This window comes from Streptomyces sp. (assembly GCF_035645055.1).
Taxonomy (GTDB): Bacteria; Actinomycetota; Actinomycetes; order Streptomycetales; family Streptomycetaceae; genus Streptomyces.
In genome coordinates this window covers 180640-193388 of the sequence record NZ_DASQNH010000076.1, presented here as the reverse complement: position 1 = coordinate 193388, position 12749 = coordinate 180640, and the positions used below count along the sequence as shown (strand labels likewise).

Here is a 12749-nt window from a genome sequence, read left to right as displayed (position 1 = left end):
CGGCCCCGCGGAGATCACCGTTCGTCTCCCGGCTCGGGCGTCCGCGGCCGGTGACGCTCCAGCGAGGCGTCGAGGGCCTGCCGGATCTCCGGCGGCAGCCACGCGCACCGGGGCCACTGCACGATGTGTTCCGCCACTTCCCGCAACTTGGTGTTCGTGTGCTGGGAGACCTCCTTGAGCACGTCCCACGCCGGCTCGGGAGGCAGACCGGCGTAGGCGATCACCACTCCGATGGCCTGGTCCACGACAGCGTGGGAGACGACGGCGTGCTTCAGCTGCTCCACTTCCTCCTGGAGAGCGATGATCCTGCGCACGGAGTCCTCTTGCTGACGCATGGTGGGCCCGCTCCCTGCTGAGTCGGCCTGTCGTTCATCGCGCTGATGCCCTGATCAGGCGGTGGCAGCGGCCTCCAGAACGAAAAGATTCCGGTTCGGCGATCCGGAAAACGAAACGGAGGCCTGCCCGACCGCTCAGCGGTGATCAGCCGTGATCCGCTTCGTTGAGGGACACCGTGGCGGTGACGTCCTTCCCGGTCGGCCGCGGCGTGGCCTGGAACCGGAGGCTGAGGGAGCGCACCAGGTGAAGCCCGTGTCCGCCGATCCGGCCGGGGTCGCGGGGCTGCACCCGTGGCAGGCTGGGGGAGGTGTCCCGGACGGTTATCCGCAGCCATCGGCCGTCCGGGCTCACGTTCAGCACCAGGGAGCAGGGCCCTGGGGCGTGGCGTACGGCGTTGGTGACGAGTTCACTGACGACGAGACAGGCGTTCTCGGCGACCCGCCGTCGTGGCGGCCGGCCGACCTGCCGCAGCAGGTCGGTGACGGCGCGGCGCGCCTCGGCGATGTCGGGGACGGTGTGCTCCCAGGTACAGGTCAGGCCCAGGGGGCGGCGATCGCCGGCCGCCGCCTGGACTTTCCTCGCCTGCTGCTTGAGCGAGTTCTCCATGCAGAGTTCCTCGTGTGCGGGTGGTGGCTCTTGGTTTTCGCGGGTCGCTGTGCCGTCCCTTCCGCATACCCCGAGCGCCGCGAGCCAGGGGTGTCACCGGAGAAACACATCCCTCCGGCTGTCGGACATTCGTGGCCAATGTCCCGGTTACGCCGTGTCCCGTCCGGATCCCGCCCCATTTGTGAACCTGTGTTCGAAGTTGATCCCGGCGGCATGGGGCCGAGGGTTGCGGGTAGGCGCCGACAGGACAACCGGAATCTCGGATGGGCGGACGATGACGACGTCGGTGACGACTGACAGGGGAGCCACGGCGCTGCCGGACGCGCGGGATCTTGTCTTGGCGGTGCCGCGGGGCATCCCGGCCACCGGTGCCCGGCCGCCCTGTGACGGCCGCCCCTCCTCCTCGCCGGCGGCACCCATAGGGCAGGGTGAGGGCCGGCGGTCCGACCTGCCCGTACAGTGAACGCACTCACGGAAGCGCGCGGTCCGCTCGGCGGGCCGGGCCGAGTCCGTCGGTCGGCGACCCCCCGGGCCGGAGAGTCCTTCGGCTCCGGTGCGTCGCCGCCGCGCACTGCGGGCCCTCGGGAGTCCGCCGCTGAACCCTCCCGGATCCGCCGCCTCATGGCGCGGGCCGGGGGCCGGTGATCGCGGCGCGGGCAACCCGGCGATCATGTGGGTGACTGGTGAAGATCGAATCGCCGCTCTGCGTATGCTCGACCGCCGTCGGGCGGGAAAGCCGTACGACAGGCGGCGGGCACGGGGCGGGGAAGGTCGGGACGATGGTGACGTCACAGGCTGGGGCTGCCGATTTGGTGAGAGCGGCCCAGGCGGATGCCGAGGCAGGGTGGGAACGGCCGGAGCCGTCGGTCCTCCTCGTGGAGGACGACCCCGGCGACGCGCTGCTCGTCGAGGAACTGGTCGCCGACAGCGCCCTCAAGATGCGCCTGCGGTGGGTCCGGTCGCTGACCGAGGCCTCCCAGGTGCTCGCCACCGAGGTGCCCGACTGCGTCCTGCTCGACCTGCACCTGTCGGACGCCCGGGGCCTGGAGGCGGTCTCCCTGCTCCAGGCGCGCGCCGAGCACGTGGCCGTCGTGGTGCTCACCGGGCTCGCCGAGGAGGACACCGGGCTCGCCGCGGTCGCGGCCGGCGCGCAGGACTATCTCGTGAAGGGCCGGGTCGAACCCGAGCTGTTCGGGCGGGCCGTGCGGTACGCGATCCAGCGCAAGCAGGCCGAGCAGGCGGCGGTGGCCCTCCAGGCCAGCCAGATGCAGGCACAGGAGAACGCCCGCCTGGAACGGGGATTGCTGCCGCGCCCACTGCTGCACACCGAGGAAGGCGTCCAGGTCGTGGCCCGCTACCGGCCAGGACGGGCGCAGGCGCTGCTGGGCGGTGACTTCTACGACATCGTGCAGCGCGCCGACGGCACGGTCCACGCCCTGGTCGGCGACGTCTCCGGGCACGGGCCGGACGAGGCGGCCCTGGGCGTGGCCCTGCGGATCGCCTGGCGCACCCTGGTGCTGAGCGGCATAACCGGTGCGGAGCAGATGAGCCGGCTGGAGGAACTGCTGGTCGCCGAGCGGGCCCGCGACGAGGTCTTCGCCACCCTGGTCAGCCTGGCCGCCGTCCCGGGCGAACAACGGGCCCGCGTCGTACGGGCGGGCCACCACGGTCTGCTCCAGCGCACCGGCGACGACGTGGAGTGGGTCGAGGTGCCCGGCGGGCCGGCGCTGGGGATGCTCCCCGGCGGCGCCCGCTGGCCGACCGCCGAACTGCCGGTGCCGTCGGGGGGCTCGGTGGTCCTCTTCACCGACGGCCTCTTCGAAGGGCATGTCAGCAGGGGACCGCAACGTCTCGGCGAGGAGGGCCTGCTGGACCTCGCGCGCAAGGCGGCGGGCCTGCCCGCGGAGGAGTTCGTGGACCGTCTGATCGGGAGGGCCGAGGAACTCGCCGAGGAACGGGGCGGCCTGGCCGACGACGTAGCCGTTGTCCATCTGAGCTGGAACTGAACGAGTGGGACGAGTGGTGTCTGAGAGAGCGGTGGAGACGGTCGGCATGTGGAGCGGGCGCCGGCTGACGGTGCAGGGCTGGTTCTATCTGGTGCTGTCGCTCATGACGTTGCTGGTCGTGGTCGGCACCGTGATCGGCGCGAACCTCCTGGACCGGACCGCCGACATGACGGACCGGCTGCTCGAGCGGGTCCAGCCTGCCCAGACCGAGGCGTACCGGCTCCAGGCCGCCCTGATCGACCAGGAGAGCGGCATCCGCGGCTACGCGATCACCGCCGACCCGCAGTTCCTCACTCCCTACACCGAGGGCGAGCGGGAGGAGAGGAACGCCGCCGCCCGGCTGCGCGCCCTCATCGGTGACCGGCCCGGGCTGCTCGCCGACCTGCGCGCGGTCGAGAAGCAGGCGGCCGACTGGCGGCGCGTCTACGCCGAACCCCTCGCCGCCTCGGTGACCCCCGGCGAGCGGGCGCCGATCGACCAGCGGATGGCCGAACGGGGCAAGAAGGAGTTCGACCACGTGCGCGGCCGGCTGGCCGAGCAGAGCGCCCGGCTGGACGATACGGTCCGGGGCCTCCGGGACCGCCTCGCCCACGAGCGGACCCTGCGCGACTCGGTGCTGGCCGGCATGGTGGCCGTCTTCCTGCTGACCGGTGTCGCCCTCGCCGTCCTGGTGCGGCTGCTGGTGACCCGCCCGCTGGAGGCGCTGCGCGGGGCGTCGCGGCGGGTGGCGGGCGGGGAGTTCTCGTACGTCATCACCGGCGGAGGCCCCGTCGACCTGACCGCGCTGGCCAACGACGTGGAGGGCATGCGCCGGCGTATCGTGACCGAACTCGACGCCTCCCACGACCAGCAGAAGACGCTGACCCGGCAGGCCGCCGACCTGAACGCCCAGGCCGTGGAGTTGCGCCGGTCCAATGTCGAACTGGAGCAGTTCGCCTACGTCGCCTCGCACGACCTCCAGGAGCCGCTGCGCAAGGTGGCGTCCTTCTGTCAGCTGCTGGAGAAGCGGTACGGGGACCAGCTCGACGACCGCGGCCGGCAGTACATCGACTTCGCCGTCGACGGGGCCAAGCGCATGCAGGTGCTCATCAACGACCTGCTGACCTTCTCCCGCGTCGGGCGCCTCAACGACGCACGGGTCGGCGTCGGCCTGGGCCCGGCGCTGGACAAGGCCCTCGCGAATCTGGGGGCGGCCGTGGAGGAGTCCGGTGCGCGGGTCGACCGTCCGCGGGAGATGCCCGAGGTGGTCGGGGACCCGACCCTGCTGACCATGCTCTGGCAGAACCTGGTGGGCAACGCCCTCAAGTTCCGCCGCCCGGAGGCCGCCCCGCACGTGACCATCACCTGCGAGCCCGACCCGGACGATCCGGCCCATCTGAGCCTGAGCGTCACGGACAACGGCATCGGCATCCCGGAGGAGTTCGCCGAGAAGGTTTTCGTCATCTTCCAGCGGCTGCACAGCCGGGACGCCTACGGTGGTACGGGTATCGGTCTGGCACTGTGCAAGAAGATCGTCGAGCACCATGGTGGCAGAATCTGGATCGACACCGCCTACACCGGCGGCACCCGCTTCTGCTTCACCCTGCCGGTCACCGCCGACACTCCGGCAGGCTTGCTCACCGAGGAAAAGGCCCTGACATGACCACCCCCGCCGCCACCCCCGTCGACGTCCTCCTCGTCGAGGACGACCCGGGCGACGAGCTGATGACCCGCGAGGCGTTCGAGGACAACAAGATCGGCAACACGCTGCACGTGGTCAGGGACGGCGAGGAGGCGCTGGACTTCCTCTACCGGCGCGGCGACCACACCGAGGCACCGAGGCCCGATCTCATCCTGCTCGACCTGAACCTGCCGAAGTACGACGGCCGTCAGGTGCTGGAGCGCATCAAGTCCGACCCGGACCTCGCGCACATCCCCGTGGTCATCCTCACCACCTCCGCGGCCGAGGAGGACATCCTGCGCAGCTACAAGCTGCACGCCAACGCCTATGTGACCAAGCCGGTGGACCTGGACCAGTTCATCGCCGCGGTCCGCCAGATCGACGACTTCTTCGTCCAGGTCGTCCGCCTGCCCGGCCGCATCGGCTGATACGGCTGTTCGCGGAACGGTCACCGTCACCGTTCCGCGAACCGCCTCCCGCCGCAGGTCAGGCGCTGCAGGCCGAACGGATCTTGTAGAAGGTGGACAGGTACTTGGCGTGGTAGGCCGCGCTGGTGATCCGGACAAGCGATTCGTCGGCGGAGCGCAGCGAGGAACCGATCAGGTTGGCGCTGCCCGTGTACACCCGCGGCGTGATGTCGCCGTTGTAGTCGCCGTCGATCAGTATCTGTTTGTTGTGCGGGCGTACGTCGATCCCCGGCCCGTTGGGGATCATGCAGGCGCGGTGCTGGATGTTCGCGCCGGTCAGCGTGGACTTCACCTGCGACTCGGCGGACGCGTAGACGATGTCGATCCAGCAGCCCTGGGCGCGCAGTGCGGCGAGCTTGTCGGCCACCTGGATGCGTGAGTCGTTGAAGTACAGCATCACGATCCGGATGTCCGTCTGGTGGCGCTTGCCGTCGGTGCCGGTGTAGGCGCAGGAGACCTCGTCGAGCGCGTTGACGATCGTGTCCGTGGCCGGGTTGTTGTACGAGGAGTCGCCGCGCGGGAAGAAGTAGCCGCGGTAGGTGGAGCCGGTGGGCGTGGAGAAGTACACGTTGTTGTTGCCGCTCGCCAGATGGCGCCCGGCGCGCAGCTTCTCGTGGTAGCTCGCGTACCCGTCGTACACGGCGCTGTCGGAGAAGGTGACGGCGTCGTTGAACGACTCGACCTTGTACCAGTTCGACAGGTTCGACGACGTCTGGAAGACGACCTTGGAGTACGAGGTGCCGTCGTCGAAGGGACCGATCTTGGAGAAGACGAAGAACTTGTTGTGGTTGTACGCCGGTCCCGGCGGCGCCACGGCGAGGCACCCCCGCTTGACGTCGTCCACACCGTCGTTGTCCTCGAACCGGTCGTCGCAGACCACGACCCAGGAACGGGCGGTGTCGTTGGCGCCCAGCCCCGACTTCAGGGACTCGTAGGCGGGGTTGGCGTACTGCTTGCCCGCGCTGTCGACGTACGTCGAGTCGTCCACGACGAGCTTCACATCGACGCCGCGCCGATGGGCGGCGAGCAGCGCGTCGGCCACCTCCTGGTCGCCGAACTCGAACATCGAGCCGCGGATCGTCTGGCCGGCCGGCGTGGCGTCGATCAGCGCGATCAGCTGGGTGAAGACCGCCTTCTGCTGGTCCGCGGTGCCCAGCGGGTCGTTGAAGACCGGTCCGTTGATCACCGGTTTGGACAGGGCTGTGGCCTGCGGAGCGCCGCCGAGCACCAGCGCGACCGCCATCAGCAGGGCCGTGGTGAGGGCGCGGGCGAGAAGGCGCGGGCGAGCGCCGCGGCGTATTCGGAACGTGCGTGCGTGAGACATGGGTCAACCTCTTGGAGATCGATCGATGAAGTCACCTCGGTGACGCGGGTGGTCGGCGCACGCACGGCCGCCACCGTCGCGGCCCGCGCGGGCCCCCGCGCCTCCCCCCGACACGGAGATGCTGACCGTGAGGTGTACATGTCGGTTGGATGGTCATTCGGCATCCTGGCCCGTCGCCCGCGCCGCGTCATGCGCGCTGAGCGCCGAACGATGTGCACTCAGCGCCAGCCGGGAACCGGCCGATCCGCCCCACGGCCCCCGCCGAGTACTTGACGCAAAGGCCCCTGTCCTCTGCGGATCTCCTGATTCACACTTCGTGCGACCGTTATGTACCGATGAGCGTCGGGGGATCTCACGATGAGGACGGTGCTGGACACGACCGACCTGCCGTCGGCCGACCGGACGACGGCCTGGACGGAGACCGCGGCACTGGCGATGGTGACGCAGCGCTTCCGGTTCCCGGACCCGGAACGCTTCGGGGCCCGGATACGGGCGATGGAGCTGGGCGCGGTTCAGCTGTCCACGATCTCGTACGCCCCGCTGGTCTCCTACCGTTCGGCGCGCCTCATCCGCCAGTCGGACCCCGAGTTCTGCCAGCTCGCGCTGATCAGCTCCGGGCGGCAGGGAGTGGAGCAGGCCGGTCATCAGTCGGCCCTGCGGCCGGGCGAGATGGTGCTGTACGACAGCTCCCGGCCGTTCCAGGGCTGGGTCGACGTCGGCCCCTGGTCGAGCTGTGTGCTCCTGCAGTTCCCCAGGGGGCTGATGCCCTTACCGGACCGGGTGGTCCGACAGGTGTGCGGAATCGCTCTGCGGCCGACCCGAGGCATGGAGCTGGTGTTCCGTCAGATGCTCACCACACTGGCCGCATCGCAGGCCGAGCTGACCGGCAGCGACCGGATCCGGCTGGGAACGACCGTGGTGGACCTCGCTGCGGCGGTCGTCGCGGGGCATGTGGAGGAGGCGTCGGCGCTGCCGGCGGAATCCCGGAGCTCGTCGCTCTACCACGAGATGGTGGGGTTCATCGTCCGGAACCTGCCCGACCCGGACCTCAGGCCGGTTGCCGTGGCCGAGGCGCACTGCGTCTCCCCGCGCACGGTCCATCGGGTCTTCCAGGCACACGGAACGACGGTGGGCGACGTCATCCGGCGCGAACGGTTGTCCCGCTGTCGCAGGGATCTCGCGGACCCGCACGACACCCGGCCCGTCGCGGCGATCGGCGCGCGCTGGGGCTTTCCCCGCGCCTCGGAGTTCACCCGCGCGTTCCGCACGGCGACCGGCATGACGCCGACCGAGTTCCGCGCCCTTGCGCAGGATCGTTTCTGAAGCGGGATCGCGCGCTCGCGCCCACGAGCGCGGCTGAGACCAGGAGCCCGGCAGCGGTCCGCGGCGTGGGTTCCGCGGGGCCGGGTCCAGCGGGACGGGGACGGGCTCGCCGGGTTCCGGGGCGCGCGGGAGTTCCCGTACGAGCAGGATCGCCGGGATCGTCCTACCCGTGCCGGGGTCGCCCAGGACGTCCCGGCCGGAGACCGTGCGCCCGGCCCCCGGACGTGGTCGCCGGCCTCCGCCTGGCCGCTGCCTCCTCGGTCCACCCGCGGCGCGATCGGTGCCAGGTGCAGGTGAACAGCCCGGCGGCGGCCGAGATCAGCAGGCTGAGGGAGGTCGCGGCCGTCCCGGCGTCCGCGCCGGCCACGACGGTCACGACCGTGACGAGCACCCACGGCCGCCTCGGTCGGTCACGTCCCACAACGGAGTGTGCACCGAGGGAGAGGGGGCCGTGGGCTCGGCCTGTTGAGTGACTGTCAGCCCTGTTCCCGCTCCACCGGGAGCCACAGCTCGGCGTCGGCCTCGGTCTTGTCCGGGGAGAGCCGGGTGCGCAGGATCTCGGGGCCGGGGCGGCTGCGGTACGGGTTGGCCGGGAACCACTCCGTGAACACGTCCCGCCACAGCTCCTGGATGGCCCGCGGCACCGGTCCGGAGGTGGTGAAGACCGCCCAGGTGCCGGCCGGGACGGACAGCACGGTGGTGCCCGCCGGGGCGGCCGCCGTGGTGATCACCCCGTGGTAGTAGTCGAGTTCGGTGCCTTCGGCACGGCTGGGGTCGAGGTCGTCGCAGACCGCGAGGATGCCGTGCGGCTCCGTGTCCGACAGCTTCTCCAGCCGTTCCAGCACCTGCGGATCGATCCCGCGGACGAAGTCGACGATCGCCTGGTTCGGTCCGCTGTGCACCAGCGGCACCCGGGTCTTGAGGCCGACGACGTCGAAGTCCGGCCTGTCCACTACGCGGTAGCGCATACTGCTGCTCCCTTCGATGGTGAGGCGGAAGGACAACCGGGGCTGGGAGACGAGCGTGGCGCCGCTGCGCCGGGCCTCGCCCGGACCGACTCCGTGCATCGCGCGGAACGCCCTGCCGAACGCCTCGCCCGAGCCATAGCCGTAGCGCACCGCGATGTCCAGCAGGGACTCCCGCCCGGCGAGCACCTCGGCACCCGCGACGGTGAGCCGACGGCGGCGTATGTACTCCGACAGCGGCAGCCCCGCGAGCGCGGAGAACATCCGGCGCAGGTGGTACTCCGACGTGGCCGCGATGCGCGCCAGCTCGGCCACGTCGACCTGCTGGTCCAGGCGGCGCTCGATGTGCTCCAGGGCCTGGTTGAGACGGTCCAGCACTCCCGGTCCCCTTCCTCTTTCGTGATCACCACGCTAGGCGGCGGGCACGTCGCCGGACCCGACATCCTGTGCCCGATCAGGTCAGGTGCGCGGGCCGCCCGGAGACTGAGGAGCAGCGGTGCGCGAGCGGAACGGCCCGGCCGTCCGCGCTCCGGGCGGCCGGGCCGCTGAGCCCGCCCCGGCCGGCGCCGGGAGCGGTTCAGCGTGTCATTCGCCGTCGAGGGCGATGGCGGCGGAGGGACACACGGCCGCCGCGCCCTGTACGGCCTTGAGCTGGTCCGCCGGGGGCTCGGGGACGAGGAGGACGACGATGCCGTCCTCGTCGCGCTGGTCGAAGACGTCCGGCGCGGCGATGACGCAGCCCCCGGAGCCGCAGCATTTGTCCTGGTCGACGGTGATCCTCATGGTCGTCCTTTCTCCTCGGCCGGCTGCCTTCGGCCCGGCCGGCACGACTGACGGGTTCACCGTGGGTTACCACGCTCTCCGCGCCGCCGACGGTGTGCGCACCGCCCATGGCGGCGAGGAAGACCCGGTAGGCCGAAACCGCCGCCTGACGAAAACCCCTCGCGCGATGGCCGGGCGCGGCGGAGACTCGTCCCATGGCGGACATGGGGTCGTTCCGGGACGCGGTCGTCGCGTGGGCGGCCGGCGGGCCCGGTGACCCCGCGCGCGACCTGGCCGCGCGGCTGCCCGCGCGCGCGGTCGTCCTGCTCGAAGGTCCGAGCGACGCGGCGGCGGTCGGCGCGCTGGCCGCGCGGCACGGCCGGGACCTGGCGGCCGAAGGAGTCTGCGTGCTGCCGATGGGCGGTGCGATGAGCGTGGGGCGGTTCGCCCGCCTCCTCGGCTCGCCCGGCCTGGGCCTTCGCCTCACGGGCCTGTGCGACGAGGCGGAGCGCCGCTACTACACGCGCGGCTTCGAGCTGGCCGGAGCGGCACCGCAGGGCTTCTTCGTCTGCGCGGCGGATCTGGAGGACGAACTCATTCGCGCGCTGGGCGCGGCACGGGTGGAAGAACTCGTACGGGCGGAGGGCGACCTGCGCGCCCTGCGGACCTTCCTGCGCCAGCCCGCCCAGCAGGGCCGCACCGCACAGCAGCAGCTGCGGCGCTTCCTGGGGACGAAGAAGGGCCGCAAGATCCACTACGGCCGTGTCCTCGTCGAAGCACTCGACTCCGACCGCGTACCCGCCCCACTGGACGGTCTGCTCACCACCCTCTGACCTGGTGGACGCGGATGTCAGGGAAGGATCGAGTCGGACACCGAGGCTGTTGACGAGGACGTCCACCCGCGGGAGCAACTCCCGCACCCGGGCCGCGCCTTCCTCCCGGGAGACATCCGCGGCCACCGGCACCAGGTCGGCGCCGGGCGCGATGTGCACGGGCGGAGGGGTTCCCGCCGCGGGCCGGTGGATGCGGGATCCGTTCAGCCTGGCGTCAGCGCGGGCCCGCCGCCTGCCCGGACCTGCGGATCGGAGGGCCGAGCACCTGGTCGACCTCCGTCGACACGGCGTCCAGGAGCTCCGCACCGAACAGGCAGAGGGATTCCTCCCAGGGGTGCCCGAAGCTGCCCGTGCGGAAGTCTTCCGAGAGGTAGACGCAGTAGTCCCCGTCGGGGTAGGGGCTCAGGGGCCAGGGGGGCTGCCCCGGGCCGCCGGTCTCCATCGGGGCGAAGCGGTACGACGTGTGCTGCCAGTCCAGCGCGTACAGCGTGCCCCGCGGGCCGGCGCAGGTGGCCAGCCCCTGCTTGACGACTGCGGTCAGGCGGTCCAGCCGCGCGTGGCCAGGGTCGTCGTCAAGCGGGGCGAGGCTCCAGGTGATCGACGCGGGGGGTTCCTCGATGGCCGGCCAGGTGAGCGGACTCATGCCGGGCTGGAAGCGGAAGTCCGCGGAGAAGCGCTCCCAGACACGTCGATGCTCGGCCTCCGACAGCACGCTCACGGAATCTTCCCTCATCCGATGATCGTATCGAGGCCGGCGGGGGTCATCGGTCAGACGGTGAGCAGGGAGTCGTCCTCCGGGCGGGCACCGGGCAGTCGATGGCGGGCGGCGATGAGAGCGGCGTCGATATCACGGGTGCCGGTCGCCACGCACAGCGTGTAGGCGACGTCGTCCATCCGCTGCTGCACCTCGGGGCTGCCGTCCTCGGCGTGCAGGATGCGCAGCGTGTCGTACTGCTCGATCAGGTTCTGCAGAACCGCGGGGTGTGCCATCAGCATCGGGTGTCTCCCTTGTCGCCGCCACTCACATGGGTCGTACAGCGACCCGTCTGCCCCGCGCCCCGGCCGGTAATCCCCCGCACGCGGATCGACCGGGACCGCCACCCCTGCTGACCCGGCCGGGGGAACCACACCCGCCTGGACCAGCAGGAGTGACCGGAACGCGGCGGGCACGACGAGACTCGGGGCGAACCTGTGCTCGGCGTCCGAGGCGGGGGGACCCGCCGGCGCACGAGCTGCCCTGCCTCAGGAGGCACCCCTCATGACCTTCAACCCGCTCGAACAACGCGGCATCCCCTTGGACCGCCAGCTGCGCAACTGGCGCGAGCTGAACGTCCAGCCCATCGACCCCGACCGCTGCGACCCCTACACCCGGTGCCGGATCATCACCATGAACGGCATCGAGGTGGAGGCGATCCTCTTCAGCCACCAGCTCGCCCGCAACACGGTCGACCCCGAGGTCAAGCGGCAGCTCGCGCAGACCCGCTACATCGAGGCGCAGCAGCAGAAGGTCGTGAACTGGCTGCTGCCCGGTGTGTCGTCGGTGCTGGAGACGACGATCGCCTATGAGCAGGTCGCGGTGGACCTGACGGCGTGGGTGGCCCGGATGGAGCCGGACCCGTACCTGAAGCAGGCGTACGAGTTCGGCGTGCTGGAGGACTTCGACCACCTGTACCGGTACGCCAACCTGTACGAGATGATCGAGCACCGCAAGGCGGAGTCGATCGTCGACAACCTCACCGAGGTCATGCCCGGCCGGCCGACGAAGTACCACCACCGCCACCCGGCCGACAACGTCCGCGATCCGTACGCCAAGGACGAGACGAACCCGCTGTCTAAGCTGCACGCGCTGACGATCCTGTCGGCGGAGCAGCAGACGATGAACTTCTACATGAACACCGGTCCCACCTACATGGAGCCGATCGCCCGCCAGCTCTACCAGGAGATCGGGCTCATCGAGGAGGAACACGTCACCCACTACGAGTCGCTCGTCGATCCGGGCGAGACCTGGTGGGAGCAGCTGGTCAACCATGAGTACAACGAGTGCTACCTGTACTACTCCTTCATGGAGCAGGAGAGCGATCCGAAGGTCAAGGCGATCTGGGAGCTGCACCTCAACATGGAGCTGGAGCACCTGCACACCGCCTGTGACCTGATGCGCCGTTTCGACGGGCGGGAACCGCAGGAGGTCCTGGCCCCGGAGCTGCCCAACGTGCTCACCTTCGAGCCGAACAAGCAGTACCTGCGCGAGCTGCTGGACACCCAGATGGACCTGACCACCCTGGGCGCCGGCTATGTGCGGGAGGCGCACGAGCGGTTCGAGAAGATGCAGGAACAGCTCCACGGCGGCGAGGAGCCGCCGAGCGAGCGGGTCATGGCCGAGCACCAGGAGATGTTCGGGCGCGAGTACCGCGTGCAGTCCGAGGGCGAGCACCCCGATCCCGCGATGCGCGAGAAGTGAGGCGGCCCC

General features: G+C 70.7%; 13 protein-coding genes. 6 read left to right on the top strand and 7 right to left on the bottom strand.

The window, feature by feature from the left end; translation table 11 throughout:
* Positions 1 to 14 precede the first annotated feature (14 nt).
* Complete coding sequence (locus VE614_RS24970; protein WP_324941338.1) at positions 15 to 335, bottom strand: ANTAR domain-containing protein; 321 nt, start codon at positions 333 to 335, stop codon at positions 15 to 17.
* Positions 336 to 480: 145 nt separating this feature from the next.
* Positions 481 to 942: an ATP-binding protein gene (locus VE614_RS24965; RefSeq protein ID WP_324941335.1), complete on the bottom strand. Its 462-nt coding sequence runs from the start codon at positions 940 to 942 to the stop codon at positions 481 to 483.
* Positions 943 to 1721: 779 nt separating this feature from the next.
* Here VE614_RS24965 and VE614_RS24960 point away from each other — a divergent pair.
* Genes VE614_RS24960 through VE614_RS24950 form a run of 3 tightly spaced genes read left to right on the top strand, consistent with a single transcriptional unit; the run spans position 1722 to position 5036 of the window.
* On the top strand, positions 1722 to 2948 hold the full coding sequence (locus VE614_RS24960; RefSeq protein ID WP_324941332.1) for a fused response regulator/phosphatase: 1227 nt from the start codon (positions 1722 to 1724) through the stop codon (positions 2946 to 2948).
* A 46-nt stretch (positions 2949 to 2994) separates the two neighbouring features.
* Positions 2995 to 4590: a sensor histidine kinase gene (locus VE614_RS24955; RefSeq protein WP_324941988.1), complete on the top strand. Its 1596-nt coding sequence runs from the start codon at positions 2995 to 2997 to the stop codon at positions 4588 to 4590.
* Positions 4587 to 5036 carry a response regulator gene (locus VE614_RS24950; RefSeq protein ID WP_086169979.1) on the top strand — a complete coding sequence of 150 codons (450 nt, stop codon included), beginning with the start codon at positions 4587 to 4589 and terminating at the stop codon, positions 5034 to 5036. Before VE614_RS24955 ends, VE614_RS24950 begins: the two co-directional genes overlap by 4 nt.
* Positions 5037 to 5094: 58 nt before the next feature.
* Here the strand turns inward: VE614_RS24950 and VE614_RS24945 are convergent, their stop codons facing one another.
* Complete coding sequence (locus VE614_RS24945) at positions 5095 to 6399, bottom strand: phospholipase D-like domain-containing protein (protein WP_324941328.1); 1305 nt, start codon at positions 6397 to 6399, stop codon at positions 5095 to 5097.
* A gap of 357 nt (positions 6400 to 6756) precedes the next feature.
* Between VE614_RS24945 and VE614_RS24940 the strand changes: the two genes are divergently transcribed.
* Entirely contained in the window at positions 6757 to 7722 is a 966-nt protein-coding gene (locus tag VE614_RS24940) for a helix-turn-helix domain-containing protein (protein WP_324941326.1), read from the top strand.
* A 476-nt stretch (positions 7723 to 8198) separates the two neighbouring features.
* On the opposite strand, the gene VE614_RS24935 is transcribed toward VE614_RS24940, so the two are convergent.
* On the bottom strand, positions 8199 to 9065 hold the full coding sequence (locus VE614_RS24935) for an AraC family transcriptional regulator (protein WP_324941324.1): 867 nt from the start codon (positions 9063 to 9065) through the stop codon (positions 8199 to 8201).
* Positions 9066 to 9272: 207 nt separating this feature from the next.
* Entirely contained in the window at positions 9273 to 9470 is a 198-nt protein-coding gene (locus VE614_RS24930) for a ferredoxin (RefSeq protein ID WP_324941321.1), read from the bottom strand.
* A gap of 194 nt (positions 9471 to 9664) precedes the next feature.
* Between VE614_RS24930 and VE614_RS24925 the strand changes: the two genes are divergently transcribed.
* Positions 9665 to 10282, top strand: coding sequence for a TOPRIM nucleotidyl transferase/hydrolase domain-containing protein (locus VE614_RS24925; RefSeq protein ID WP_324941320.1), 618 nt, complete (start codon positions 9665 to 9667; stop codon positions 10280 to 10282).
* Between the two features lie 214 nt (positions 10283 to 10496).
* On the opposite strand, the gene VE614_RS24915 is transcribed toward VE614_RS24925, so the two are convergent.
* Positions 10497 to 11015, bottom strand: coding sequence for a DUF2716 domain-containing protein (locus VE614_RS24915; RefSeq protein WP_324941318.1), 519 nt, complete (start codon positions 11013 to 11015; stop codon positions 10497 to 10499).
* A gap of 35 nt (positions 11016 to 11050) precedes the next feature.
* Positions 11051 to 11278, bottom strand: coding sequence for a DUF5133 domain-containing protein (locus tag VE614_RS24910; RefSeq protein ID WP_324941315.1), 228 nt, complete (start codon positions 11276 to 11278; stop codon positions 11051 to 11053).
* 262 nt (positions 11279 to 11540) lie between these two features.
* On the opposite strand from VE614_RS24910, the gene VE614_RS24905 reads away from it, so the two are divergent.
* Complete coding sequence (locus VE614_RS24905) at positions 11541 to 12740, top strand: hypothetical protein (protein WP_324941313.1); 1200 nt, start codon at positions 11541 to 11543, stop codon at positions 12738 to 12740.
* Positions 12741 to 12749 lie beyond the last annotated feature (9 nt).

What these genes read in the sequence shown, in the direction of transcription:
- VE614_RS24970 (WP_324941338.1), bottom strand. Translation starts at nt 335, where the DNA reads ATGCGTCAGCAAGAGGACTCCGTGCGCAGGATCATCGCTCTCCAGGAG.
- VE614_RS24965 (WP_324941335.1), bottom strand. Translation starts at nt 942, where the DNA reads ATGGAGAACTCGCTCAAGCAGCAGGCGAGGAAAGTCCAGGCGGCGGCC.
- VE614_RS24960 (WP_324941332.1), top strand. Translation starts at nt 1,722, where the DNA reads ATGGTGACGTCACAGGCTGGGGCTGCCGATTTGGTGAGAGCGGCCCAG.
- VE614_RS24955 (WP_324941988.1), top strand. Translation starts at nt 2,995, where the DNA reads ATGTGGAGCGGGCGCCGGCTGACGGTGCAGGGCTGGTTCTATCTGGTG.
- VE614_RS24950 (WP_086169979.1), top strand. Translation starts at nt 4,587, where the DNA reads ATGACCACCCCCGCCGCCACCCCCGTCGACGTCCTCCTCGTCGAGGAC.
- VE614_RS24945 (WP_324941328.1), bottom strand. Translation starts at nt 6,399, where the DNA reads ATGTCTCACGCACGCACGTTCCGAATACGCCGCGGCGCTCGCCCGCGC.
- VE614_RS24940 (WP_324941326.1), top strand. Translation starts at nt 6,757, where the DNA reads ATGAGGACGGTGCTGGACACGACCGACCTGCCGTCGGCCGACCGGACG.
- VE614_RS24930 (WP_324941321.1), bottom strand. Translation starts at nt 9,470, where the DNA reads ATGAGGATCACCGTCGACCAGGACAAATGCTGCGGCTCCGGGGGCTGC.
- VE614_RS24925 (WP_324941320.1), top strand. Translation starts at nt 9,665, where the DNA reads ATGGCGGACATGGGGTCGTTCCGGGACGCGGTCGTCGCGTGGGCGGCC.
- VE614_RS24915 (WP_324941318.1), bottom strand. Translation starts at nt 11,015, where the DNA reads ATGAGGGAAGATTCCGTGAGCGTGCTGTCGGAGGCCGAGCATCGACGT.
- VE614_RS24910 (WP_324941315.1), bottom strand. Translation starts at nt 11,278, where the DNA reads ATGCTGATGGCACACCCCGCGGTTCTGCAGAACCTGATCGAGCAGTAC.
- VE614_RS24905 (WP_324941313.1), top strand. Translation starts at nt 11,541, where the DNA reads ATGACCTTCAACCCGCTCGAACAACGCGGCATCCCCTTGGACCGCCAG.